The following is a 25279-nucleotide window of genomic DNA, read 5'->3' as shown; positions in this document are numbered from 1 at the left end:
CTTTACAGACCTCGGGCGATATGAGAACAAATTGGCAACAAGTCATTAACCATGATGCCGAGGATGCCATGATCAACGACCTGAAATCCGTAGTCGCCCGTTCGCAAGCCACGCTGTTCGAAGATATGCTCGGAGCGGTTGCTTTGCTCGTCATCCTCATGGGAGGCTTGTCCCTGCCGGCTCTGCTCTGATCTCGCCTGATTGAGACACGATATTCCTATTCTGCCTGAGATCTGACCCCGACCCGCACTCCGGCTTTCTGCTGACATTCACCTGTTCCCGTCAGCGGTGGGCCTCATCCCACCGACCGCCGTGCGGAGCTCAGATCCGACTGCCGCCGCCTTCGCCCCGAAGTGCGGCGGTTTCTTTTGTTCAGAACGTGTAAGCAAGGCGCAGCCCGCCCCAATGCTGCCCATCCGCGAAGATCGGCGCGGAGACATCCTTCATCATGACGAATTTTCCGGCCCCCATGTCGCGGCGATAGACCTGCAACAGAAAGGGTTCGGTGTTACGACCGGCCTTGAGCCCGACGCGGTCATCGAAGATGCGTCGGTTGCGGGCATTGGCAGCGTTCCAGGCCGTGTCCTTGCTCTGCGGCTGTGAGAATTTGCGGTTGTGCGTCGGCAGATAGCCGTTCGGGTCGATCGCCGCGCAGAACACGACCTTTGGGTCGATCGACAGCATGGCTTCCTGAATCTCTGGCAGAACCTCGTCGGTGAATTGAGTGAACCGCGCCATATGCTGCGCCGGGTTGGTGCCCGCAAGTGGCACATAGCTCCGGTCGAACAGATCGGCACGCGAAATTCGGCCGGAGGCGAGGGCGCCGGTGAACAGGGCGGAGATCTCTGCTGCGGCCTGCCGCGTCTTGTTGATGAAGAACAGATCCTCGCTCGCGCCGCCGAGGGCCACGGCGGTCTGGAAGATGGTTTCCGAACTGTCGACCAGCTTTTCGACACGCGTGTTGGCGATATGGATACCCTCCGCCGTATCGCGCGCGATGGTGCCGATCGTGTCGAAGGCGGGGTGGAATTTCTCCACCGCGTATTGAACTTTCTCGGCCTCATCCGCCATGGTCCGGGTGGCGGAATGGGTTTGGCGCACCCCTTCGGCAATGCCGGTCAGCGCGTGGTCCGCTTCGGTCGCATTGGCGATGACATGGGAAGCGTCCGAAGACACGGTGCCGGCCTCGTCGCGCAGTTTCCCGACCCAGCTCGACAGGGTGGAGATATTCTCCTCGATCTCCCCCGCAGCGCGCGCGGTCTTCTGCGACAATTCGTTGATCGCCTCAGCCACGACGCCGAATCCGCGACCGCTGTCGCCAGCGCGCGCGGCTTCGATCTTGGCGTTGATGGCGAGGATGTTCACCTGACGGGCGATGTCGGCGATATGGGCATTGTTGGCCTCGACCGCCTCGAGCGATTTCGCAACCCGTTCCATGCGTTCGGCCAGTTCCTGTACCCATGCGGCGACGCTTTGCGATTTCTGCCCGCTCTCGCGCACGAAGGCCACCGAGCCCTCGACTTTCGCAAGCGTCTGATCGGTGATGCCGGTGACGGAGGTCAGAGCCTGACGCACGGTGCCATTGGCCGCCATCACCTCGGAGGCGGCGATCTGGGCTTCGCTCAACGTGCGGATCTGGTTTTGCGACTGACGGTCGACCGTATCGAGAAAGCCGGCGATATCGACCACTTCGAAACCGAGACGGCCCGCATAGTCGGCAAGTTTCGTCATGCGCTGCTCTGCGGGTTGGGCCCCGTCAAACTCGGGATTGGGAATCATGAACACCTCCGGATTGCTCCGGATCATGCCCCAAGGGTCTTACGCTTCGGTTAAGCCCGTTCCAATTCGTCTCAGTCCGGGGTTTTCAGCCTGCCAAAACCGTGACAGGCGGCTGTGAGCGCCAAAAGAATGGAGGCGTGCCGATTTTTGAAATCGCGGGCGGGCAGGAGGGCCTCGAAGCCTTCGAACGGGGCGGAAGGCACGGGGCCATCCTGCTTGAGAAAGACGGTCAACTCGTCGCGGGCGCGGATCAGCTCGGCTTCCGTGCGCCCGATGACATGACGCCCAAGTACGGAGGCCGCCGCCTGACCCAAGGCACAGGCCTTCACATCCTGCGCAAACCGGGTGACGCGCCCGTCTTCGACATCCATATCCACGGTGACGGTGGAGCCGCAGAGTGGCGCGCGTTCCTTGATCGACACCATCGGCGCATCGAGCCGCCCCGTGAGCGGGATGTCGGCCGCCAGCGCCAGGAGCGTGCCGGAATAGAGCTGTGCAAGGTCAGTGGAGGAGGTCGCGGACATGGTTTGCCTTTCGGGATCGGGTCTCATAGATAGGGCAAATGCCCTCGTTTGGAAAGGACAAGCCCATGTGCAGTGCGACGTGCAGCGATGAGAGATTTGGCACATTCGATGCCGCTCAGTTGACATATGATGACAAGGGGCTGATCCCGGCCATTGCACAGGACCATGCGACGGGCGAGGTGCTGATGATGGCATGGATGAACGAGGCCTCGGTGCGCAAAACGCTGGAGACCGGCAAGGTGACCTATTGGTCGCGTTCGCGTCAGGCCTTCTGGGTCAAGGGCGAGACCTCCGGCCACCTGCAAACGCTGGTGGATTTCCGCTTCGACTGCGACATGGATTGCATCCTCGTTCTGGTCAATCAGGCGGGGGCTGCGTGCCACACCAATCGGCGCTCGTGTTTCTACCGTTCGGTGCAGGACGGCGAGGCCGTTGAGTTGATGAAACCGATGAGTTGAGTATTTTGCCAGCAAAGGAACCCCGTTCCGTTTCCTTTGCTGCCCCAAATACTCACAATCCGATCAAAGCTTTCACATCCTCAGGGGTGAGGCCCTCCTCGCGAAATTTCGAGATGGCTTTGGCGTCCGTGCGTTTGGCAAGCCGTTTGCCGTTCTCGTCACGGATCAGGCGGTGATGGTGGTAAGCGAGTTCCGGCAGGTCCAACAGCGCCTGCAACAGCCGGTGGATTTGCGTCGCCTCCATAAGATCGGCACCGCGCACGGCCTCGGTGATGCCCTGAGCCGCGTCGTCGATCACCACGGAAAGGTGATAGGCGGCGGTGCCAAGCTCCTTGCGGGCCAGAACGATGTCGCCTACGCCGTGGATCAACTGAGCTGAGTCGAGGCGATGCGTTCCGGTCTCATAGGGGCCGGTTTCCTGCCATGAGAATCGGCTCACATCCCCCAGATATGCAAGGCTTTTTGCCATATCGAGTCGGATCGCGTCGCCGGTGCGGAATGATGCCATGGCGCGGCTGCGACAGGTGCCGGGGTAAATCACCCCATCGGGACCCATGGGGGCACCTTCCTGCGGGGCCGACAGCGCGTTCATCACATCGCGGCGGGTGCAGGAGCAGGGATAGATCAGGTCCAGTTCATCGAGCCTTTTCAGGGCACTTGCGTAAATGTCTTCGCGTGCCGTGATGTGCAGGACCGGCTCCGGCCAAGAGATCCCGAGCCATCTGAGATCGGCGTAGATCAGCGCCTCCCATTCCGGGCGGCAGCGGCTTGTGTCGCCATCCTCGATGCGCAGGAGAAAACGACCGTTTTGCTCCCGTGCGCGGGTGTAAGCGGTGAGCGCGGAAAAGGCGTGACCCAGATGCAGAGGCCCCGTGGGGCTAGGCGCAAACCGGGTCACGTAGGGCATTAGGATTGCTCCTCAAGCCATTGATTGAAATCTTCTTTGGCGCGATCCGTATAGCCTTTGTAGCGCTCCTTGCGGCCTTTGCGACCGCCACGCAGACCGTCCAGCGGCGGGAAAAGACCGAAGTTCACATTCATCGGCTGAAAGGTCTTGGCCTCCGCACCACCAGTGATGTGGTTGATCAGGGCGCCCATCGCCGTGGTAAAGGGCGGCGGCGGCAGGTCGCGGCCCAGAAGTTCGGCAGCGGCCATGCGACCGGCGAGCAAGCCCATGGCAGCGCTTTCGACATAGCCCTCAACGCCCGTCACCTGACCGGCAAAGCGAATGTTCGGCCGCGATTTTAGCCGCATCTGATCGTCCAAAAGCGTCGGCGAATTGAGGAAGGTGTTGCGGTGAATGCCACCCAGACGGGCAAAAGAGGCGTTCTCCAGACCGGGGATCATTTTGAACACCTCAGTCTGCGCGCCGTATTTCATTTTTGTCTGAAAGCCGACGATGTTATAAAGTGTTCCTAACGCATTGTCGCGGCGCAATTGCACCACCGCATAGGCCTTATCCTCGGGCTTATGCGCGTTGGTCAGACCGATGGGTTTCATCGGTCCGTGGCGCAGGGTTTCCCGCCCGCGTTCGGCCATGACTTCGATCGGCAGGCAACCGTCGAAATATTTCGCGGTTTCGCCCTCATGGAACTCGGTCTTGTCGGCGGCCAAAAGCGCGTCGATGAAGGCTTCGTATTGGTCCTTCGTCATCGGGCAGTTGAGATAGGCTTTCTGCTCTTCCTCGGTCTCGCCCTTGTCGTAGCGGCTTTGCAACCAGGCGACGTCCATATTGACGCTCTCGGCATAGACAATCGGCGCGATGGCGTCGAAAAACGCCAGCCGGTCGGCGCCGGTTTCCTTGGCAATGGCTTCGCCAAGCGCCGGAGAGGTCAGGGGGCCGGTGGCGAAAATCCACATGCCCTCGGAGGGCAATTCGGTGATTTCACCATAGTCGACGGAGATGTTCGGATGCGCCTCAAGCTGGGCCGTGACGTGATCCGCGAAGGCCTCGCGGTCCACCGCCAAGGCCCCGCCCGCAGGCAGCTTATGTTTATCGGCCGTCGCCATGATCAAGCCGTTGGCGGCGCGCATTTCCCAATGCAAAAGCCCCACGGCATTCTGTTCGTCATCGTCCGAGCGGAAGGAGTTGGAACAGACCATCTCGCCGAATTTGCCGCTTTGATGCGCAAAGGTTTCGACCTCGGGCCGCATTTCATGCAGCACGACTTTGATGCCGAGATTGGCGGCCTGCCATGCGGCCTCGGACCCGGCCATGCCGCCGCCGACGATGTGAAGTGTGTGTTCTGTCATGACGTCCTGCACCATTTTAGGATTGGGCTTAGTCGCGATGGCTCTGCATGGCAAGGCCATGTCCATGGATCAGCCCGGTGCAGGGGCGGTTTGAAGCGGAACTTCGCGGTAATCCCGGTTGGTTTTGCCGCTGATCCGCGCGATACGCCGGTCGAAATTGCCCGTGGCGGGGGCCCAGGCCCCGTCCTCCAGCATGCCAGCTTGCGCAAGCTCATGGCCGAGTTGCGGGATGTCCAGCAGGCTGATGGATTTCGAACTGCGCACGGGGCCGTCGGCGATGTCCCATTCCCGGGTCACGGCATTCAGCACATGCGGGGTGATGTCGCAGAATGTCCTGAGTTGTGCCGCAATCATGTTCGCCGCCAACATGTCGGAGCGCCGGACGATCACCGCCGCGTTCTGGGCCTTGTGGCCGACGAAACCATAGAGATGCAGGGCCGATCCTTCGATGCTGACGATGTTCTTGGCGGCTTTGTAGCGCGCGACCTGTGTGGCGATGTCGTGTTTCTCCGGAAAGAATTCTTCATAGCCCGCGTTGCGCAGGTTGTCGGACAGGGCGGTCTCACCGAGCGCCGCGCCCGCCCGCAGGGACAGGCCCTGTCGCGAAATGTAAAGGTTTTCCGGCCCCTCCGGCGCGACCTCCGGCAGAAAATTCCGATGGATGTAGTCGCGAAATTCCGGCGCACCTTCGCCGAGTTCGTCCACCCCAAAGCCCTGGGTCGGGACGATCAGTTCGTCGACGATGAGCGGTTCGGAGACGATCCGGACCGGAACCGGCAGGTTCAGGGCGTCGAATATTGCGGTTTGAAAGGGTTGCAGGTCATGCGGGGTACTGGGGCGCCGCGACAGGAACAGGATCGAGTCCATATCCGTGTCCAGATGATCCAGAGCCCAGAGGCGAGAGAGGGTTTCGCAGAGGAAATGCCCGAAATGGTGGTTCATCTGACCGCCGTAGAGATGTCTGCCCTGAAGACGCTTGGCGGGTGTCTCCCGCAGATTTTTCGTGCCCAGAAGGTAGTCTGCGCCGCGCTTGATGTTGGCGGGTTGGCAAAACGCCCCGGTCTTGTCGAAGACACCGGCCATATGCCGAAAGGCTCCCTCGCGCAGGGGCGGGATGATCCGCGCATCCATCAGGCGTGTCTGGGTCACATTCAGCATTTGGTCATAGGCGCTCATCTGGGTCGTGTTCCTGGTTCCGGTTCGGCTCAGTTGTAGGCATTCCACATGAAAAGTCCCGCGAAATTCAATTGATCAGAGGCCAATTCGAGAAATTGCCGCCCCCATCGCATCCGGATGCTCCCGGGGCGGCGGACCTGTCTTTTCCTGCACATGACGCATGCGCCGTGCCTGGCTGCGGGGCGCGGGTGCATGGCAGGAGAGCGGATGAAAATGCATCGGGTTGCGTGAGGTCAAGCGGACAAGCGTGTTCATTTTGCGTATATGTCGCTCTGTCTTATCTTATTATCATCTTATTTTTCCATTTCTGGCTTTTCGGTAAAGTGAATGAGGGGGCTGCCGTCCATGCTCATACGGCGGGTCCGGCGTTTGAGAACGGGCAGCACAGGCGGGCGCGCAGAAGAGGGCAAGCGGAATGGATCGTTGGGATGACCTGAAATTTCTGTTGGCAATCGAACGGCATGGCACGATGGCTGCCGCCGCGCGGGCGCTTGGCACCAACCCGGCGACAGTGTCGCGCCGGATGGAGCGCATGGCCGACGAACTGGGCATGAATCCGGTGATCAAGACCCCCGCAGGCTGGGGCACGAATCCGGAGGTGCGCGGTCTCATCGAGGCTTCGGATCGGTTTCACGAGGAGATCGAGCGGGAAAAGAACCGCCTGCGCCTCAAGCACGGTTTGCAGAGCGCGGAAATCCGGGTGGCCTGTTCGCCGCTGATCTCGGGGCATATCCTGATCCCCGCGCTGGCGGAATGCGCCCGTGAGATGGAAAACATCCAGCTCAGCTTTCACAATCGGGCGATGATCGAGACCCTGTCCGGCAATGATGTCATCATCTCCTCCCTGCGACCGCGCGCGGGGCGGCTGATCTCGCGCAAGATCGGGTCGATCAGGGTCCAGGTCTTTGCCCCGGAGCGCGATCCGGCGATCCGGGATTGGGTCGGGCTCGGGGTCGAGTTACGGGAGTTCGAGCCGATGGTCTGTGCGACGCAGTATTTCGGCCAGCCGCCGCGCATTCATGTGGATACGTTCGACCATCTGCAACTGGTGATGCGCGCAACCCGTCTGGCGGGGCTCCTTCCGGTGGCTTCCGGTCTGGAGATGGCGGATTTCGTGGCCGTGCCGGATACGGCGCAAAGCTGCGATCTCTACATGAGCCATCATGAAAGCCGGCGTGGGGACCCTGCGATCACCCAGGTGACCGGGTTCATTGCACAGAGCGTGGCAAATTCCAGCTTTACGCGACTGGGGGATGGGATCTCGGGCCGCAGATGATTGGGCCGTAATTGCAGCGAGAACACACGCATAGATTGTTGCAATTGCGCAATGTGCAAATCTGAACTGGCTGATCGGTGCTTTTTTGTGCGTTTATCTTGAAGAAGACAAGAGACGCACGAGGCCATTATGAACATGTTCTCCTCATTGACGGGGATCGCCTGCGACGGTGGACGTCTGGGGGTCCGGCTTTCCCTTGGCGTGGCACTTTTGCTGCACCCGGTGTCGGAGAGCTTGGGCTGGACGCAGGGCCTGCGCGCGCAGGCTGGTGGACTGGTGGGCGACGTCTCGGAAATGTCCTCGGTGTTTCTGCTGATGAGCGATATGCGCGACATGGTCGTCGGTGGCCTGTTTTTCCTGATCGCAATCTGGCTGGCCTTCGGCATCCGCACCCGGGTCATGGCGGCACTGGCGGCGGCTTTGGTCCTGGCGTTTCACTTTGCGGTGGCGCATGAGCCGCTGCGCCCGGATCATACCGCCCGTTTGACGCTGTTCACCGTTGCGATGGCCGTGCCGCTGATCCTCTGGGGTGGCGGTCGGTTTTCGCTCTGGCGCGGAGGCTGGCGCAACCTGCTCTGACCTGCGCGCCAATCTGGTGTCCCGGCAGCGACCTGCGGAGGGAAGGTGCGTGTACCTTCCGTTTATTTTGCCAAGAGTGGGAGCAAACAAAAAGGCCCGCCCCAAGGGGCGGACCTTCCGTGTTGCGCAGGCGGTGCCTGATTGTGCCGTCGCGCTTAGTAATCGAAGGCCAGAACGGATTTCAGAGAGTTGGTCAGACGATCCGCAGTGGTTTCATACGAGGTCGGTTTGTCGCCGAAGTCCATGGAGACGCCGATGGAGAACCCATCGAGATTGCCGTCCATGTCTTCCACGTCGGCATAGGTGTAGTCGGCGAAAAACTTGTAGGTGTCGTTAAGCGTGTAAGCCGCACCGACACGGACGAGGTTCGCGTCGTAATCTTCCAGCGAGCCATAGGTGTAGGCACCGTAGGCAGACCATTCGCTGGTGAAATCATAGCTGCCGCCGATGGTCAGAAGCGAAATGTCCAGACCGTCGATATTGGCGGAAATGCCGTTCAGATTGACATCCCAGACGCCGGCGTCATAGCTGCCGGAAAGGATGTAGACCGGGTCGATGTAGTCCCCCCAGTCGCCATCAACACCATGCACGGAGAGCGACATTTCAGCCGCATCGGAGAAGGCATAGCCGGCATGCAGACCCCAGAGACCGTCAATGTCGCCGTTGGTGTCTTCGCTGAGTTTCGCGTAGCTGATGCGGCCGAAATAGGTGCCGTTGTCATAGGCGACACCGAGTTCGTCGATGCCGACATCCAAGCCCGAGAAAAACACGCCTGCGCTGATGTCGCTGGAGGACACGTCAACGCGGAAGCCGTTGCCGAAGGAGGCGCCTGCACCCAAGGTCAGGATGTCAGCGTGCGCGTCGTAGGAAGAGCCTTCCGGGCTCAGCGTCGCCTGGACGCCATCAATCCAGAAGTCGAAGGTGCCGACAGCGATGCCGATGTCGCCTGCGAACAGGCTCAGGTCGGCGTCGTAGCCGTCAACGGAGTAGGTGCCGAGATTGGCCAGCAGGCCGCCATAAGTGATTTCCTGGGCCGAAGCGGCCGTGGATGCCACACAGACCAATGCGGTCGTGATCATAAGGTTTTTCATAATTTGCCCCTCTTCATCGTCGGGAAGACGATTTTGTCAGCAGTGTGAACACTAGGATGAAGACGGTCCCGAAGCTGTCCGGAACGTCATATCATGAGATACGAATGCATTTTAGGCGTCTGGCCCGGGGAGTGCGATGCGAATGCGGATTTCAGGGGCTGAGAGCGCAAAGAAAAGCTATGTTGTCATCTTTGCGCAACGGTTTTTTCAAACCCGACACGACAGGCTGGCGAAGTTTTGCAGAGCCGGTTTCAGGGTCGTCCAATTTGCGCACCATAAGGTACGGTTTCTCTTACCTCTGGGTGTTTTGGGTGAGTCGGCTGGTGCGGCGACGCGCTTCCGAAAATCGGATAATTCCATAAATCATTTTAATTCAGTTATTTAAGTTGCGTCACCTGTTGTCTCCTGCCGCATGGCATGCAAGGCCCCCTCAGGGCTGTTCGGAGGGCGACCAGCATGCCGACCGTTAGCGCTCGCGCGTGCGGTGTCGCAAGCGCAGGCCTCGACGCGAGGGGCGAGGCGTCAAACATACCGCCATCCCGACCCTGCATCAGGATATATCGAAGGGCTTTGATGCGCCAATCGGATGGCAAAACGTCAAAATAGCAAACAAAAATGCAATAACGCTTTTGTACTGTGGTGTCGTGGCCGTCAGAAGCGCCATGGCGGAGTGGCCCATGAAAAAAGACCCGCGTCGCAGACACGGGTCTTTTGGCTTGTTTCGGAGGGGCGCCGCGTCAGCTTTCCGCGCTGTCGTCCTCATCCTCGCTTTCCGCGATCCAGGCGACGGAAACGACTTCCTCGCCCTTGCCGGTGTCGAACACCTTGACGCCACCGGCGCCGCGCGAGCGGAAGGAGATGCCGTTGACCGGGCAGCGGATCGACTGGCCTTTCGACGTGGCGAGCATGATCTGGTCCTCAAGCCCGACCGGGAAGGAGGCCAGAAGCGCGCCGGTTTTCGCCGAGAGCTTGAAGGCGCCCACACCCTGACCGCCACGGCCACGAACCGGGTAATCATGCGACGAGGTCAGCTTGCCGAGGCCTGCTTTGGTGATCGTCACCAAAAGCTCTTCGGCGGCCTGCATTTCCTCGAAACGCTCCTGCGTGATCGCGCCTTCGACGGCCTCTTCCTCGTCATCGCCCGCGTCGGTCTCATCGGCCCCGGCCATCTGGCGACGCATTTTGAGATAGGCGGCGCGCTCGGACGGATCGGCCTCGAAATGGCGGATCACCGACATGGACACGACCTCGTCGCCCTCGTTCACAAGACGGATGCCGCGCACACCGGTCGAACTGCGCGAGTTGAACACGCGCACATCGGTCACAGGGAAGCGGATCGCGCGGCCGCCGGAGGTGACCAGCATGACATCGTCGTTCTCGTCGCAGATCCGGGCGTTGATCAGGCGGGTGCCTTCGTCTTCGCCTTCGAATTTCATCGCGATCTTGCCGTTCGATTTCACATTGGTGAAATCCGACAGACGGTTGCGGCGCACCGAGCCTTTCGAGGTGGCGAAGACGATCTGGAGATCGTCCCAGTCCTTCTCGTCGCGGTCGATCGGCAGGATGGCGGCAATCGAGACGCCCTGCGGGATCGGCAGGATTTGCAAGAGCGGCTTGCCCTTGGCGGTGCGGCCGCCTTGCGGCAGACGCCATGTCTTCATCTTATAGGCCATGCCATCGTCGGTGAAGACCAGAAGCTGGGTGTGGGTGTTCGCGACAAACAGAGTCGTGATCACGTCCTCATCCTTGGTTGCCATGCCCGAGAGGCCCTTGCCACCGCGTTTCTGCGCGCGGTAATCGGCCAGAGGCGTGCGTTTCGCCCAACCGGAGGCGGTCACGGTCACCACCATGTCCTCTTTCTCGATCAGATCCTCGTCGTCCATGTCGCCGGACCAGTCGGCAATCTCGGTGCGGCGCGGCACGGCGAACAGTTCTTTGACCTCAATGAGTTCGTTGGAGATGATCTCCATGATCCGCTCGCGCGAGGCGAGGATGGCGAGGTAGTCTTTGATCTTGGCGGCCAGTTCGACCAACTCATCGGTGACTTCTTTGACACCGATCTGGGTGAGGCGTTGCAGGCGCAGGTCGAGAATGGCGCGAGCCTGAACCTCGGAGAGGTTATAGGTGCCGTCGTCGTTCATTTTGTGCAGCGGATCGTCGATCAGGCGGATGTAATCGGCGATCTCATGCGCGGGCCAGCGCCGGGTCATCAGTTTCTCGCGCGCCTCGGCCGCATCGGCAGAGGCACGGATGGTCGCGACCACCTCGTCGACATTGGACACAGCCACCGCGAGACCACAGAGAATATGGGCCCGATCGCGGGCCTTGCGCAGCTCAAACGCCGTCCGGCGCGCCACGACTTCCTCGCGGAAGGTGATGAAATGCTCAAGGAAGGCGCGCAGCGTCAATTGTTCGGGCCGCCCGCCGTTCAGAGCCAGCATATTGCAGCCGAAAGACGTCTGCATCGGGGTGAAACGGAAAAGCTGGTTCAGCACCACCTCGGCGGTCGCATCGCGTTTCAGCTCGACCACCACGCGCACGCCGTTGCGGTCGGATTCATCCTGAACGTGGGCGATGCCTTCGATCCGCTTGTCGCGCACGCATTCGGCGATCTTCTCGATCATCGAGGCTTTGTTCACCTGATAGGGGATTTCGTCGACGACGATGGCGTAGCGGTCCTTGCGGATTTCCTCGACGCGGGTCTTGGACCGGATCACTACGGAGCCGCGGCCTTCGAGATAGGCTTTGCGTGCGCCGGAACGACCGAGGATCATGCCCCCCGTCGGGAAGTCCGGGGCAGGGACGATCTCCATCAGCCGCTCGGAAGAGACGTCGGGGTTCTCGATCAGCGCGAGCGTCGCGTCGATCACTTCGCCCAGGTTGTGCGGCGGGATGTTCGTCGCCATACCGACCGCGATCCCGCCCGCGCCGTTCACCAACATGTTCGGGAAGCGCGCCGGGAGTACGGTGGGCTCCTTGTCCTTGCCGTCATAGTTCAGTTCGAAATCGACCGTGTCCTTGTCGATGTCGGCCAGAAGATAGGCGGCGGGCTTGTCCATCCGCACTTCGGTATAGCGCATGGCCGCAGCCTGATCGCCATCCATGGAGCCGAAGTTGCCCTGACCGTCGAGCAGCGGCAGCGACATGGAGAAATCCTGCGCCATCCGTACGAGGGCGTCATAGATCGCCGAGTCGCCGTGCGGGTGGTATTTGCCCATGGTGTCGCCGACGGCACGCGCCGATTTGCGGTAGGGTTTGTCATGGGTATTGCCCGCTTCGTTCATCGCGAAGAGGATGCGCCGGTGCACCGGTTTGAGCCCGTCGCGCAGATCGGGGATCGCGCGGGACACGATGACGCTCATCGCGTAATCGAGATAGGAGGTTTTCATCTCCTGGGTGATGGAGACCTTCGGACCTTCCCAGGCCATCGGTTCACGACGGTTTTCTTCGCCGTTTTCGGGCGTGTTTTCAGGGGTTTCGGGTGTATCGCTCACGTTGTCCGCCTGTCTTTTTGCGTTGCGGGATCCGGTCCCGTATCTCGTTGTGGGACACTCTACCCTATACCGGATATGGGGTGCAATGGCGGATGCGCCGAACCGGCGGCGGATCGGTGGCAGCCAGCACGCGCGAGTGACAACATACTGTTTTTACGATGTTTTCATTGACAGTTAATCATTTTCCGGCAGGATTTTTTCAGGGAGGCCCAAACCAAGGCCGAAACGGCCAGACCAACAGGAGAAATGCACATGCCGCAGACGCAGGCGCGCGAGATGAGCGACACGGAAATGATGCTGTCGGGCTACGGGCTGACGCTGGCGGAGTTCACCTACCGGATGCCGGACTACCGAAGCGTGCTGAACACGTTCTCATGGCAGCTCTTCGATCTCGCTCCGGATTACCCGAAGCTGTTCAAATTCATCGAATTCTGGCAGGAGAATATCGAAGGCCCGTTGCACCATGTGCGCTTTACCCACCGCAAGCTGATCGCGCCGGGCGAATGGCGCAATTGTGTTGGTGAGTTCCGGGTGCATTAAGGGGGGGCGGTTCAGAATCGCTTCAAAAGCCGTTTGAGCGGCGTTGTCGCATCGCCAGTTTGCGCGGCTTTGGAAACTTCGTGAAACCGCGCCTTCAGAGCCTCGGCGCGGGCATCCGCCAGAGCGCCGCCGACCCGCTTGCGCCCGCGGCGGGCGGTGGGGAAGGGAATGACCTTTTTCTGCGGTTGCATTTTGCTCATGAGGCAAAGATGGGGTGTTTTGCGCCCGATCTCAAGAGCTGTTTTTTCGGTTTATCGGGCTTTCCGCCAGGCGGTGAACCAGAGTGCCGCGAAGATAAGCGAGAACAGAAAGTTCCAGCCCGCCATGGTGATGCCAAGCCCCCAGGTGTCCCAGACGATCTCGTCGCAGAGCACCAGTTTCGCCGCGCCCGCCGTGGGCAGCAAATCCATGCCCGACAGGCCCGAAAGCGCGTCTGAGGCGCCGGTGCAGGAGGTCGGACCCGGCCACCATTTCTGCTCCACACCGGCATGGTAGAGGCCAAGACCGGCGGAAACGAGCATGGTCAGCCCGCCCAGGAACGTCAGCAGGCGGGATTTCGTCATCACAAAGAGCACGCCGATCGCGATGGCAATGGCATGCGGCCAGCGCTGCCAGAGGCACATTTCGCAGGGCGCATAGCCCAGCGACTGGAACACGAAGGCGCCACAAAGGATGGCGAGCGATCCCATGGTGGCGGCCAGTGCCGGTTGTTGCGGGGCGAAAGGAGAGACGGGCTTGGTCATAGATATTTCACGGCATAGAAGCCGCCCAGAAACAGCAGGATGAGGAGCGTGAAGACGAGGCCGAGACGGCGCTCGATGAAGTCGCGGATCGGATCGCCGAATTTCCACAGAAGTGCCGCCACGACGAAAAAGCGGATGGCCCGGGCGGTGATCGAGGACACAATGAACACCGGCAGGGACAGATGCGTCACCCCCGACAAGATGGTGATCACCTTGTAGGGGAAGGGGGTGACGCCGGCGATCAACACGGCCCATGCGCCATAGTCGTTATATTTGGCGGCGAAATCGTCGAAATAGGCGTCCTTGCCATAGAATTCGAGCACCGGCTTGCCCACGGTCTCGAACGCGCCAAAGCCGATCCAATAGCCCAGCATGCCGCCCAGAACGGAGGCCACCGTGGCGATGCCCGCGATCTTGAAGGCCTCGCGCGGACGGGCGACAATCAGCGGGATCATCAGGATGTCCGGCGGGATCGGGAAAACCGAGCTTTCGATGAAGGCAACGAGCGCCAGCGCCCAGAGGGCATGCGGGCTTTCCGCCAGGGACATGGTCCAGTTGTAAAGCCGTCTGATCATCTGCCGTCCCGTCGCTTTTGCCCCTATAGGCCCCATTCATGGCGCAGCGTCAAGCATGAGGGCTTGTTCCCCGCCGGGCTGACAGTATTGTGAGCGGCAGGTGATGCGTTCGAAAGGGTGAGCGATGAGGTGGCAGGGACGGCGCGGCTCGCGCAACATCGAGGATCGGCGGCGCATGAGTTCCGGCAAGGCTGTGGGCGGGGTCGGCGGGCTCGGTCTTCTGGCGATCATCGCGATCGGTTATTTCCTTGGCATCGACGTCACGCCGCTTCTGGAGGGAACCCAGAGCATTTCGACAGGCCAGAATGTCGAGATCACCGCCGCCGACGAACGCGCGGCGCAGTTCGTGTCCGTGACGCTTGCCGACACCGAAGAGATCTGGACCGAGGTCTTTGCCGAGCAACTGGGCGGCGAATATATCCCGCCGATCCTCGTGTTGTACAAAGGCGTGACGCAAAGCCCCTGTGGCTCCGCCTCCGGTGCGACCGGGCCGTTCTATTGTCCGACCGATCAGAAGGTCTATCTCGACACCGATTTCTTCACCACGATGCAGCGGCAACTGGGGGCGGGCGGCGACTTTGCCCAGGCCTATGTGGTTGCGCATGAGGTCGCGCATCATGTGCAGAACGAGCTGGGCATCCTCGGGCAGGCCAATGCCTATCGCGCCAAGGCCTCGGAGACGGAAAGCAATGCGGTCTCGGTCATGATCGAGCTTCAGGCCGATTGTTTCTCCGGCATCTGGGCGAAGATGGCGGATGAGAAATTCGGGTCCATCGAACATGGCGACATCCGCGAGGCGCTCAACGCCGCGAAACAGATCGGCGACGACACGCTGCAAAAGAACGCGGGGCGCATCCCGCAGCCGCATACCTTCACCCATGGCACATCCGAGCAGCGACAGCACTGGTTCGCCACCGGCTACAAGACAGGCGATCTGAACGCCTGCGACACGTTCTCGGCCGATCGGCTCTGAGGGGGCAGGGCGGCGTTCCGGCGTCGGCTGTCGTGTTGCGGGGAGGATTTTTCGCATTCGCTGCGCTGATCCCTCTGGACCTCTCCTCAAGCCTCGGCTAAACGCCTTTTACTGCGCCTTCATGGCGCTCTGCCCGTGTGGTGGAATTGGTAGACACAGGGGATTCAAAATCCCCCGGCTTTGCGGCCTTGCCGGTTCGAGTCCGGCCACGGGTACCAGTTCGTTCAAGAGGTTCTCCACCAGACCTCTGACATGACCGAGGTGTGAGTGCAGATTACTCACACAGGCGAATCCCAATTACCTGTTTCGTTTATTTTGGTCTGCATGATGGCTCGGTGTGTGTGCGGAGTGGAAAGTGTGAAAAGCGCTCATTCTCTGCAGGCGGGAAGCCTTCATCCGCGCATCCTGGGGACCCCGGAGAGAGGGCCGGTCGCTGTGATCCGATTCGTGACACAGTCGGGGATTGTTCCCGGTTTTGCTCGAATTCGGTTTTTTGCACGATATTGGTTCTCACCATTCGTGAGTGCCATGTTTTTGACACATTTTGACCTCCACCCGTTCCCGGATATGGCCGGAAAACTTTCCGTAAGGTAAATGGGGGTAAAAACCTGCATCACATCCTGATGGATATCCCGTAAATCCTTAATATCAAATGATAATTATTTTCCTTTTAGGGCAAGACTCATGGTCGTGACAATGCCTGAATTTTGGTCATTTGTGGGCAGGGCTGCCATGCGAGCGCCATATTTGAGCACATTCCCGCCATTTTCCCTGTTCCTTGACCACGGTTTTGACATATCCAGAAGGGGCCCAACTGGGGGGCACCAAAGGCCACGGGGGCGGCCACGCAAAAAGATATCCGTATTGCAGGATGTCGACCGGCGTGACCGATGTGGAAAAAGGTCGGGGTTCCGATCTGCTGCTGCTTGAGGTGACGAAACGCCGACGCTCATGGTTCTGCGCCATGGTGTCGGGGATTTCTGGTCGTGTCTTTCCCATTACGGATGGTCCTTCGGGGCCGGAGTGCCTGTACGGGCCCAGACTGCGAATGGTCTCGGAGCACCCGGACCTTGAGCGCGTGTTTTAAAGAGGATGCCCGCGGTGAGCGGTTGCAAGGAGAGAGACGATGACGACGAATTATGATGATCGCTGCGACCCGACCGATCCGAATCCTGCGACTCCCACGATCGACGGGATTGTCGAGGGCACGTCGGGGGACGATTATATCGACATCGCCTATACTGGCGACCCGGAAGGCGACATGATCGACAGCGCCGACGGGCTCAATGACATCGTTTATGCGGGCGATGGCGACGATACGGTGCTCGGCGGCGAGGGCGACGATACGATCTACGGCGACACCGGCGAGGTCTCGTCGAGCAGCTCCGAGACCTTCATCTGGGCCAGGCTTGCCGATACCGATGGCGGCTATGGCACGGTCGACAATGGCGAAGACCTGGATGGCAAGATCCTGATCCAGGACACCGGCGATGTGACCGTCTCGATCACCACGCCAGTCGAGAGTGGCGGGTGTCACACCTCCTACAACTCGGTCGATTCCGATTTTTCCACCACGACGATCAACACCGACGGTGTCGATGGCGCCTCCGCGTTCTCGTCGCTGAAATCCACGGCGGATGCGGGCGAAAGCGGCACCTACGAGATCGCCTTCTCCGAGGAAGTGGAGAATGTGACCTTCAACATCGCGGATATCGACGCCAATTACGGCACGGTGACCGTTCGGGCCTATGACGCCGATGGCAATGCGGTCGAAGTAACCTACGACCTCGGTTCCGATCTGACCGAGAACGGTGGCACCGTGTCCGGCACCGGCACGGATATGGTTGCGCCGACTGCCGACAGCAACACCGTGACGGTGAGCATCGAAGGCCCGGTGTCCTCGATCGAGATCATTCACGCCAACACCGGCACCGGCACCTCGGTCGTCTATATTTCGGACGTGACCTATGATGTGGACAGCGCCGTGATCGGCGAAGGCGAAGGCGACGACACGCTGATCGGCGGCGCGGGCGACGACACGATCTTTGGCCAGGCCGGCAATGACACATTGCAGGGCGACGAGGGCACCAACTACCTCTCCGGGGGCACGGGCGACGACACGTTCATCGGCGGCGCGGGCGCGGACACGTTCAGCGGCGGTGCGGGTCAGGACAACATTGATTATTCCGGCTCGGACGAGGCGGTGAATGTCAATCTGACCACGAACGATCTGTCGGGCGGCGATGCCGACAACGACACGATCGCAGGGGGTATCGACGGGGTGATCGGCTCCGAATATGACGACACGCTGATCGGCTTCGACAGTCAGGGTACGGATCCGTCGGACACCTATACCAATGAATTCTGGGGCATGGGTGGCGACGACACCATCTCCGGCGCGGGCGGTGACGACTATCTCGACGGTGGCGACGGCAATGACGTGATCGAAGGCGGTGACGGCGACGATATCATCATCGGCGGCCCGGACGGCAGCCCGGATCGCGGCTACGGCCCCTATGTGCCGGACGATGCCGATCCGGACAACGACAAGGATACGCTCTACGGTGGCGCCGGCAACGACACCATCTATGGCGGTGACGATGCCGACTATATCGACGGCGGTGCGGATGACGATTACATCGACGGCGGTTTCGACGACGACACCATTCTGGGTGGCACCGGCAATGACACGATCATCGGTGGCGAAGGCTCCGATACGATCGACGGCGGCGACGGCGACGACACCATCTATGGTGGCCTCGACCCGGCCTATCCGGACAGCCTGAACGTCCCGGACGATGCGGGCGATCTCGAAGTCGAGAACGGCAAGGACATCATCGACGGCGGCGCCGGCAACGACACGATCTATGGTCAGGATGATGACGACCTGATCTATGGCGGCTCTGGCGACGATTACATCGACGGCGGCATCGACGACGACACGATCTACGCGGGTGCAGGCCACGACACCGTGTTCGGCGGCGAAGACAATGACACGATCTATGGCGGTGGCGACAACGACGTTCTCGACGGTGGCGACGACGAGGACACGATCTACGTGACCTTCACCGACGTGACCTCCGGCGTCTACAACACCACCGTGCATGGTGGCGACGGCGGTGTCGACTGGGATACGCTCAATCTGACCGAGCTTCTGGCCGATGGCTGGGTGATCACTCACCATGTGCAGAACCCGGACAGCGACGGCAATGGCTATGACGGCCAGATCCAGCTCTACAAGGCGGATACCAACGAATACGCCAACATCAACTACACCAACATCGAGGAAATCATCCCCTGCTTCACCCCCGGCACGCTGATCGCGACACCGAAGGGCGAGATGAAGGTGGAAGAGCTGAAAGTTGGCGACAGGGTGATCACCCGCGACAACGGCATTCAGCAAATCCGCTGGATCGGGCAAAAGACCCTGTCCGGGGCCGATCTCGCGGCGCGTTCCGAATTGAACCCGGTGCTGATCCGCAAGGGCGCGCTCGGGGCCGGTCTGCCGGAACGCGACATGATGGTGTCGCCGAACCACCGCATGCTGGTCTCGAACGAGAAAGCCGCGCTGCTCTTTGACGAGCACGAGGTTCTGGTTGCGGCGAAACACCTGACCCGGATGGACGGGGTGGATGTGGTGGAGGCCTACGGCCTGACCTATATCCATGTGATGTTCGACCGCCACGAGGTGGTTCTGTCGGATGGCACCTGGTCCGAAAGCTTCCAGCCCGGCGATTACACGCTCTCCGGCATCGGCGAAGAGGCCCGCGAGGAGCTTTTCACGCTCTTCCCGGAACTGGCCGAAGTGTCGACCCGTGGTGGGTTCACCGCCGCGCGCCGCATCCTGCGCAAACATGAGGCGGAGCTTCTGGTCTCCTGAGCCTGGTTTTTCGCTCAGGCCTATGCCGTCGGGGGCGCCGGCATTTGCCGCCGTCCCCCTCGGGTGTGATCCCGGGGGAGGCGGTTCCTGCCTGCCAAGAGACGCGTGACGTTTCGGAGACGACTGTTTCCTATATGTGTCCAATGGGGACAAATATGGGGGCTTGTCGCGAAATAATGCGCTGAAATTTGGATTAGCCTGATTCAGGCACCATATTTCGCGGCCTATGGGCGGCAGAGCTGCGAATTTCCAGAAGTTGACCGTCGCGTTTCCCAGGCGCGTGAAGCGCTCACGGCGAGCGAAGTCTCTCGTCAGTCTGACCGGGCTCCTTTGCGACCCCTGTCACATCTGCCGCCAGTCCTCCGGCGTGTTCACATGCAGGCAGGGGGATTCAGAGGGCATTTCCATCCGCTTCACCCCATGGCGTTCCAGCAGAACCTGTACGCCGTCGTCCCCGGAGAGGGTTTCGAATTCCGGCAAGAGAGCGGCGGGGAAAATCACCGGATAGCCCTCGCGCCCGCTCTGGCATTGCGCCCGCACGATGCGCGTGGTGCCGAAGGTTTCGAACAGGGTGGCCAATGTTTCGAGATGGCTCGCGGTGATGAAGGGCATGTCGGCCATCAGGATCGCAAGACCGTCGACCTCGCGGTCGATGGCGTAACGGGCCAGCGCCTTGAGCGTGGCGGACAGGCCAGTCTCGGCATCCCCGACCACGAGACAGGGATCATGAGGCCGCAAGAGATCGCGCCGGGCGCGGTGATAGGGATGGGTTTCCGGGGGCAGGGCGACGACGAAGGGCTGGCCATGGGCGGCGGACACCGCGCGGCGCAACAGCGTATCGGGAGAATGCAGCGAGGGCGGGGTCGAGAGCTTGTCGAAGCCCATACGGCGCGATTGCCCTGCGGCACAGATGCCTGCGAGAAGTTTCAAAATACTGCTCTCATGTTGGAGACCTCATGTTGGGACAAACACGCCCGTGACACTGGAGATACGCGAGAGATGATAGGCGGCGACGGGGCTGTGCGGAAAGGAAATTCCAGCAAAGCCCCGTCGCGGGTTTTCAGGTGGTGGACAAATCCCCACCGGTTTATTTTTCGGGCAAAAGCCCTCGGGGCGAAAAGCGCAGCACGACCAATAGGATAATCCCCATCGTCAGGTAACGCATGTAGGCGACCCGCTCGATCAGCCCGGATTTCAGCGTCCCGTCCTCCATGCCGGAGGTCAGAAGCCCGACGATCCAGGCGCCGATCGGCTCGACCTCGACCCACAGGAACCAGATCAGCATGCCGCCCAGAACCGCGCCCCAGTTATTACCCGATCCCCCGACGATCACCATCACCCAGACGAGGAAGGTGTAGCGCAGCGGCTGGTAGGTCGTCGGCGTCAATTGGCCGTCCAGCGTGGTCATCATCGCACCGGCAAAGCCGATGATTGCCGCGCCCAGCACGAAGATCTGGAGGTGGCGTCCGGTGACATCCTTGCCCATGGCTTCGGCGGCCACCTCGTTGTCGCGGATCGCGCGCATCATCCGGCCCCAAGGCGACTTGAGGGCCAGTTCCATAGCGGTGACGATGATCACGATGACGGCGAGGAAGAAACCGGCATAGAGCAGCTTGACGAAGATCGAGGAACCGGTGACCGGGTCCATGCCGATCTTGTGCATGAGGGTCAGGAACCAGTCTGCCTGTTGCAGGTCGATCTCATAGGGCACCGGGCGCGGCAAGCCGTTGACGTTCTTGACGCCGCGGGACAGCCAGTCCTCGTTCTTCATCATGGCGACGATGATCTCGGCAATGCCGAGGGTCGCGATGGCAAGATAGTCGGAGCGCAGCCCGAGCGCCGTTTTCGCCACGAGCCAGGCAGCACCGGCGGCCAGCAGGGCTCCTACAGGCCAAGCCAGAAGGACCGGAAGGCCGAGCCCGCCGAGATAGCCGGTGACCGCCGGGTTCACGGCTTCGATGGCGGCGACGGCCGGGTCGAACAAGGTGCGGTAGGCCCAGAGACCGACGATCAGGATGGCGGCGATCACCGCCCCCCGTATACGCCCTTTCGGCAGGCGTTTGAAGGTCAGAGCGGCAGCCACAATGGCGATCACGCCAACGACCAGCGCGAGAAGGACACGGCCCCCACCGGCGGCCCAGGCGGCGGGCACCGGAGCCATGGAGGTCAACACCACGGCGAGGCCGCCAAGCGCGACGAAGCCCATGACGCCGACATTGAACAACCCGGCATAGCCCCATTGCAGGTTCACGCCCAAGGCCATGATGGCGGAGATCAGCCCCATGTTGAGAATGGAGAGCGCCGAGTTCCACGACTGAAGGAAGCCGACGGCCAGAATGAGCGCGGCCATGGCGGCGAAATACAGCGGTGCACGGGTCCGGGTCATATGTTTTGCCCCTTGAACAGGCCGGTCGGCTTGAAGATCAGCACGATGATCAGGATCGAGAAGGACACGGCGTATTTGTAATCGGTCGAGAGAAGCTGCACCAAGCCGTCGGGGGCCCAGCCATCCGGGCCGAGATAGGTCACGACCTTCTTGAAAGCGTAGGTCAGCGTCACCTCGGAAAAGGCAATGACGAACCCGCCCGCGATGGCGCCCAGCGGGTTGCCGATGCCACCGACGATGGCGGCGGCGAAGACCGGCAGGAGAAGCTGTTGAAAGATGAAGGGTTTGAAGGACTTGTCGAGGCCGTAGAGCGCACCTGCGATGGTCGCCAGAGCGCCCACGAGAATCCAGGTGATGGTCACCACACGCTCCGGGTTGATGCCCGACAGAAGCGCCAGATCCTCGTTGTCGGAATAGGCACGCATGGACTTGCCGGTGCGGGTGCGGTTCAGGAACCAGAACAGCGCCGCGACGGTGAGCATCGCCACGACCACGGTGATGACCTGTGTCGTCTTGATCGCAAGACCTTCGCTTAAACCGGACCAGGCCTTGAAGTCGCGGGCATTGACGACGAAGCGCGCGCCATCGGCGAAACGACGGTCATCGGTGCCGACCACCATGCGGACCAGCCCGTTCATCACGAACATCACGCCGGTGGAGACGATCACCAGCATCACCGGCGCGGCCTTCACCTTGCGATAGAATTTGTAGATCGCCTTGTCGGTCGCCAGAAGCAGGAGCGCGGTCGCGAGCATGCCGAAGGGCAGGGCGAGAAGCGCCGTGGGCAGGACGCCGAGCGTTATGCCCCAGCTCTGGAACAGTCCGGTGACCAGCACCACGACCATCGCCCCGAAGGACATGGTTTCGCCATGGGCGAAGTTCGAGAACCGGAGTACGCCATAGATCAGCGTGACGCCCAAGGCACCGAGGGCAAGCTGTGCGCCATAGGCGGTGGCGGGCACCACGACAAAATTGGTGAACGCAACCAGTGCGTTGAGAAGATCCATCAGACAACCTCCTGACAGATGCCGCCGAAGGGGAGCATGTCGACCCCCGGCGTCGGGTCCTGGGTGATCACATCGACATAGCCGGTCATCAGACCGTCTTCGCGCAGGTCCCAGAAGGCCTTGCTGTCGCTGTGTTGGTATCGGTGGGTTTTCGGTGCTTCGGCCGTGGTCTCGAAGAGACAGGTGGCGTCACGCGCCCCCTCTTCGCGCAGATAGCGCGCACAGCTCACCCCGTCGCCCTCCTCAAGGGAAAACCGCCAGGGCGCGCCGCCTTGTACGATGACCGAACATTGTGCGCTGGCCATCAAGGCTGTGGGCAGGGCGGCGAGGAGCAGGGCTGCGAGTGCCGTCTTTCTGGAGAAAATACGCATGTCAGCCCCCTCAGCCTCCCAGAAAGGTGCGTCGCACCTCCGCATCGGCCAGAAGGTTCGCGCCGGTGTCGGTATAGGCATTCGCGCCCTGCACCAGAACATAGCCTTTGTCCGCGATTTCAAGCGCTTGCCGGGCGTTTTGTTCCACCATGAGGATCGAGATTCCGGTCTTGGCGACCTCGATGATCCGGTCGAACAACTCGTCCATCACGATGGGCGAGACGCCCGCCGTGGGCTCGTCGAGCATCAGAAGTTTGGGTTTGGTCATCAGCGCGCGCCCCACGGCCACCTGTTGACGTTGCCCACCGGACAGTTCGCCCGCGTTCTGGTGGCGCTTTTCATAGACCGCCGGAAACAGTTCGTAGACCTGTTCGATGGTCGGCTCAAAATCGTCCTTGCGGATGAAGGCGCCCATCTCGAGGTTTTCACGCACTGTCATGGTCGGGAAGATGTTATGGGTCTGCGGCACAAAGCCCATCCCCTTGCGCACACGTTCCTGAGGCGACAGGCGGGTGATGTCCTCGCCGTCGAGATGGACATGCCCCTCGCGCAGGTTCAGCATGCCGAACACCGCTTTCATCGCGGTCGATTTGCCTGCGCCGTTCGGGCCGACGATCACCGCGATCTCGCCCTTTTGCACCGTGAGCGTGCAACCGTGCAGAATATCCGCGCCGTTGCCATAGCCACCGCGCATTTCATTCGCGTGGAGGAAGGTCATTCTGAATCCTCCCAGAAGTTCGCTTTGAAGTCGTCGAGAAAAGCCATGTGACGTGCTTTGAACGCATCGTCGATCTGCTCGGCGAGCGTATATGTGATCAGTTGCGCCGTGTCGTGATCGCCAACGATGGGCGTATTGGCATAGATGATGTTCATGCCTTCGAACGAGGCGCCGTAATACAGCGTTTCGGTTGCGTGCCCGGAGACTTCCGAGGGCTCGATCCCGTAAACAGGAATGTGCGACACAGAGACCCCGGCGGCCTCGGCCGCATATTCAAGGGCGACGCTTTGCAGCAATGCAGGGGACATTCCCTCTTTTGCGCCAACCGCTTCATAGACCACCATGCCGTAATTGCGGTCATCCATGCTGAACGCGGCACTCACCTCGGCATTTGGCACTCTCGCCGGTTTCCATTTCAGGGGATTGCCGCAAAATGACAGCTTTGCCGCAATCTTCTGACAGGTCAGGTCGCCTTGTTCACTGAAATCCCAGGTGCCGTTGTCATAGAGATCGACACGTTTACCATCGACAAAGGCAACCCCGACAATCGCTTGGGCCAGGCTGCCCGACGCGCCGCCCAGAGTGAGCATGGTTCCGAGAAAAAGCGCAGACAGACGGTTCATTCCGCGTCCTCCCCGGTTTTCTTGTTCTTCACACCGGTGCCGAGGTAGGCCTCGATCACCGCTTCGTTCTGCATGATCTCGTCGGCGGTGCCGGTCGCCATGACCTGCCCCTGTGCCATCACGATCACCGGATCGCAGAGCTGCTTGATGAACTCCATGTCATGCTCGATCATGCAGAAGGTATAGCCGCGTTCGGTATTGAGCCGCTTGATCGCATCGCCGATCGTATAAAGGAGTGTGCGGTTCACACCCGCACCGACCTCGTCCAAAAACACCATCTTGGCGTCGACCATCATCGTGCGGCCCAGCTCCAGAAGTTTCTTCTGACCGCCGGAAATCTCGCCCGCTTTCAGGTCCGCAATGTGGGAAATCGTCAGAAACTCCAGCACCTCGTCGGCCTTGGCCCGCAAAGCGCGCTCCTCATCGGCAATGCGTTTGCGCCCGAACCAGGTGTTCCAGAGCGTCTCGCCAGATTGCCCCGCAGGCACCATCATCAGGTTCTCGCGACAGCTCATCGAACCGAATTCATGTGCGATCTGGAAGGTGCGCAGAATGCCCTTGTGAAACAGCTCATGCGGCTTGAGGCCCGTGATGTCCTCACCGTTGAACAGCACCTGCCCGGAGGTCGGCGTGAGCACCCCGGCAATACAGTTGAAAAGCGACGTTTTCCCCGCGCCATTGGGGCCGATCAGCCCCGTGATGGACCCTTGCTCAAGTGTGAGCGAAGCCCCGTCCACCGCGCGAAAACCGCCGAAATGCATGTGCAGATCACGCACTTCGATCATGTGTTTCGTGTCCCGTATCTGGTTCCGGCCTCATTATCAGCGGGCCGG

General features: G+C 60.8%; 24 protein-coding genes and 1 tRNA gene. 8 read left to right on the top strand and 17 right to left on the bottom strand.

Annotated elements, in window-relative coordinates; translation table 11 throughout:
• Positions 1–68: 68 nt before the first annotated feature.
• The gene (locus tag CEW89_RS21385) at positions 69–191 is read left to right on the top strand and encodes a hypothetical protein (protein WP_274377293.1); all 123 of its coding nucleotides are present in this window, start codon (positions 69–71) and stop codon (positions 189–191) included.
• A 181-nt stretch (positions 192–372) separates the two neighbouring features.
• Here the strand turns inward: CEW89_RS21385 and CEW89_RS03785 are convergent, their stop codons facing one another.
• Together CEW89_RS03785 and CEW89_RS03780 are read right to left on the bottom strand one after the other, a co-directional pair.
• Positions 373–1731 carry a methyl-accepting chemotaxis protein gene (locus CEW89_RS03785; RefSeq protein WP_244906154.1) on the bottom strand — a complete coding sequence of 453 codons (1359 nt, stop codon included), beginning with the start codon at positions 1729–1731 and terminating at the stop codon, positions 373–375.
• Between the two features lie 119 nt (positions 1732–1850).
• A complete protein-coding gene (locus CEW89_RS03780; RefSeq protein WP_198403493.1) occupies positions 1851–2303 on the bottom strand; it encodes an iron-sulfur cluster assembly scaffold protein in 453 nt (150 codons plus the stop codon).
• Between the two features lie 65 nt (positions 2304–2368).
• Between CEW89_RS03780 and hisI the strand changes: the two genes are divergently transcribed.
• On the top strand, positions 2369–2761 hold the full coding sequence (gene hisI, locus CEW89_RS03775; protein WP_066709705.1) for a phosphoribosyl-AMP cyclohydrolase: 393 nt from the start codon (positions 2369–2371) through the stop codon (positions 2759–2761).
• Positions 2762–2813: 52 nt separating this feature from the next.
• Here the strand turns inward: hisI and gluQRS are convergent, their stop codons facing one another.
• From gluQRS to CEW89_RS03760, 3 genes are all read right to left on the bottom strand, one after another.
• Entirely contained in the window at positions 2814–3668 is an 855-nt protein-coding gene (gene gluQRS / locus CEW89_RS03770; RefSeq protein WP_096804951.1) for a tRNA glutamyl-Q(34) synthetase GluQRS, read from the bottom strand.
• Positions 3668–5014, bottom strand: coding sequence for a methylenetetrahydrofolate--tRNA-(uracil(54)-C(5))-methyltransferase (FADH(2)-oxidizing) TrmFO (gene trmFO, locus CEW89_RS03765; RefSeq protein WP_096804950.1), 1347 nt, complete (start codon positions 5012–5014; stop codon positions 3668–3670). Before trmFO ends, gluQRS begins: the two co-directional genes overlap by 1 nt.
• A gap of 69 nt (positions 5015–5083) precedes the next feature.
• On the bottom strand, positions 5084–6190 hold the full coding sequence (locus tag CEW89_RS03760) for a glycosyltransferase family 61 protein (RefSeq protein WP_096804949.1): 1107 nt from the start codon (positions 6188–6190) through the stop codon (positions 5084–5086).
• A 415-nt stretch (positions 6191–6605) separates the two neighbouring features.
• On the opposite strand from CEW89_RS03760, the gene CEW89_RS03755 reads away from it, so the two are divergent.
• Positions 6606–7466, top strand: a complete 861-nt coding sequence (locus CEW89_RS03755) for a LysR family transcriptional regulator (RefSeq protein ID WP_096804948.1) — start codon at positions 6606–6608, stop codon at positions 7464–7466.
• 129 nt (positions 7467–7595) lie between these two features.
• The gene (locus CEW89_RS03750) at positions 7596–8045 is read left to right on the top strand and encodes a hypothetical protein (protein ID WP_096804947.1); all 450 of its coding nucleotides are present in this window, start codon (positions 7596–7598) and stop codon (positions 8043–8045) included.
• 155 nt (positions 8046–8200) lie between these two features.
• Here the strand turns inward: CEW89_RS03750 and CEW89_RS03745 are convergent, their stop codons facing one another.
• A complete protein-coding gene (locus tag CEW89_RS03745; protein WP_096804946.1) occupies positions 8201–9136 on the bottom strand; it encodes a porin family protein in 936 nt (311 codons plus the stop codon).
• Positions 9137–9873: 737 nt separating this feature from the next.
• Positions 9874–12630, bottom strand: a complete 2757-nt coding sequence (gyrA, locus tag CEW89_RS03740) for a DNA gyrase subunit A (RefSeq protein WP_198403492.1) — start codon at positions 12628–12630, stop codon at positions 9874–9876.
• 252 nt (positions 12631–12882) lie between these two features.
• Between gyrA and CEW89_RS03735 the strand changes: the two genes are divergently transcribed.
• Positions 12883–13170 (top strand): usg protein, encoded by a 288-nt coding sequence (locus tag CEW89_RS03735; protein WP_198403491.1) that lies wholly within the window; start codon positions 12883–12885, stop codon positions 13168–13170.
• A gap of 11 nt (positions 13171–13181) precedes the next feature.
• On the opposite strand, the gene CEW89_RS03730 is transcribed toward CEW89_RS03735, so the two are convergent.
• Genes CEW89_RS03730 through CEW89_RS03720 form a run of 3 tightly spaced genes read right to left on the bottom strand, consistent with a single transcriptional unit; the run spans position 13182 to position 14488 of the window.
• On the bottom strand, positions 13182–13361 hold the full coding sequence (locus CEW89_RS03730) for a hypothetical protein (protein WP_066709741.1): 180 nt from the start codon (positions 13359–13361) through the stop codon (positions 13182–13184).
• A 60-nt stretch (positions 13362–13421) separates the two neighbouring features.
• Entirely contained in the window at positions 13422–13913 is a 492-nt protein-coding gene (locus tag CEW89_RS03725) for a disulfide bond formation protein B (RefSeq protein WP_096804944.1), read from the bottom strand.
• Positions 13910–14488: a YqaA family protein gene (locus tag CEW89_RS03720; protein ID WP_066709747.1), complete on the bottom strand. Its 579-nt coding sequence runs from the start codon at positions 14486–14488 to the stop codon at positions 13910–13912. Before CEW89_RS03720 ends, CEW89_RS03725 begins: the two co-directional genes overlap by 4 nt.
• Before the next feature lie 124 nt (positions 14489–14612).
• Between CEW89_RS03720 and ypfJ the strand changes: the two genes are divergently transcribed.
• The 3 genes from ypfJ (at position 14613) to CEW89_RS21380 (ending at position 19341) form a co-directional block, all read left to right on the top strand.
• Positions 14613–15461 carry a KPN_02809 family neutral zinc metallopeptidase gene (gene ypfJ / locus CEW89_RS03715; RefSeq protein ID WP_096804943.1) on the top strand — a complete coding sequence of 283 codons (849 nt, stop codon included), beginning with the start codon at positions 14613–14615 and terminating at the stop codon, positions 15459–15461.
• Between the two features lie 131 nt (positions 15462–15592).
• Positions 15593–15679, top strand: a tRNA-Leu gene (locus CEW89_RS03710).
• 908 nt (positions 15680–16587) lie between these two features.
• Entirely contained in the window at positions 16588–19341 is a 2754-nt protein-coding gene (locus tag CEW89_RS21380; RefSeq protein ID WP_157779751.1) for a Hint domain-containing protein, read from the top strand.
• 342 nt (positions 19342–19683) lie between these two features.
• Here CEW89_RS21380 and CEW89_RS03695 read toward each other — a convergent pair whose 3' ends face one another.
• From CEW89_RS03695 to CEW89_RS03665, 7 genes are all read right to left on the bottom strand, one after another.
• Positions 19684–20271: a nucleotidyltransferase family protein gene (locus tag CEW89_RS03695; protein ID WP_066709760.1), complete on the bottom strand. Its 588-nt coding sequence runs from the start codon at positions 20269–20271 to the stop codon at positions 19684–19686.
• A gap of 157 nt (positions 20272–20428) precedes the next feature.
• On the bottom strand, positions 20429–21727 hold the full coding sequence (locus tag CEW89_RS03690) for a branched-chain amino acid ABC transporter permease (RefSeq protein ID WP_096804941.1): 1299 nt from the start codon (positions 21725–21727) through the stop codon (positions 20429–20431).
• Entirely contained in the window at positions 21724–22734 is a 1011-nt protein-coding gene (locus CEW89_RS03685) for a branched-chain amino acid ABC transporter permease (protein WP_066709768.1), read from the bottom strand. Before CEW89_RS03685 ends, CEW89_RS03690 begins: the two co-directional genes overlap by 4 nt.
• The gene (locus CEW89_RS03680; protein WP_096804940.1) at positions 22734–23105 is read right to left on the bottom strand and encodes a hypothetical protein; all 372 of its coding nucleotides are present in this window, start codon (positions 23103–23105) and stop codon (positions 22734–22736) included. Before CEW89_RS03680 ends, CEW89_RS03685 begins: the two co-directional genes overlap by 1 nt.
• Before the next feature lie 10 nt (positions 23106–23115).
• Positions 23116–23823 (bottom strand): ABC transporter ATP-binding protein, encoded by a 708-nt coding sequence (locus CEW89_RS03675; protein ID WP_096804939.1) that lies wholly within the window; start codon positions 23821–23823, stop codon positions 23116–23118.
• Positions 23820–24413, bottom strand: coding sequence for a hypothetical protein (locus CEW89_RS03670; protein ID WP_157779750.1), 594 nt, complete (start codon positions 24411–24413; stop codon positions 23820–23822). Before CEW89_RS03670 ends, CEW89_RS03675 begins: the two co-directional genes overlap by 4 nt.
• A gap of 29 nt (positions 24414–24442) precedes the next feature.
• Positions 24443–25231, bottom strand: coding sequence for an ABC transporter ATP-binding protein (locus tag CEW89_RS03665; protein ID WP_066709785.1), 789 nt, complete (start codon positions 25229–25231; stop codon positions 24443–24445).
• Positions 25232–25279: the final 48 nt, after the last annotated feature.

The sequence above is a fragment of the Celeribacter ethanolicus genome (genome assembly GCF_002407265.1).
Taxonomy (GTDB): Bacteria; Pseudomonadota; Alphaproteobacteria; order Rhodobacterales; family Rhodobacteraceae; genus Celeribacter; species Celeribacter ethanolicus.
The sequence above is the reverse complement of the archived record's forward strand: the minus strand, read 5'-3'. Positions and strand labels throughout refer to the sequence as shown.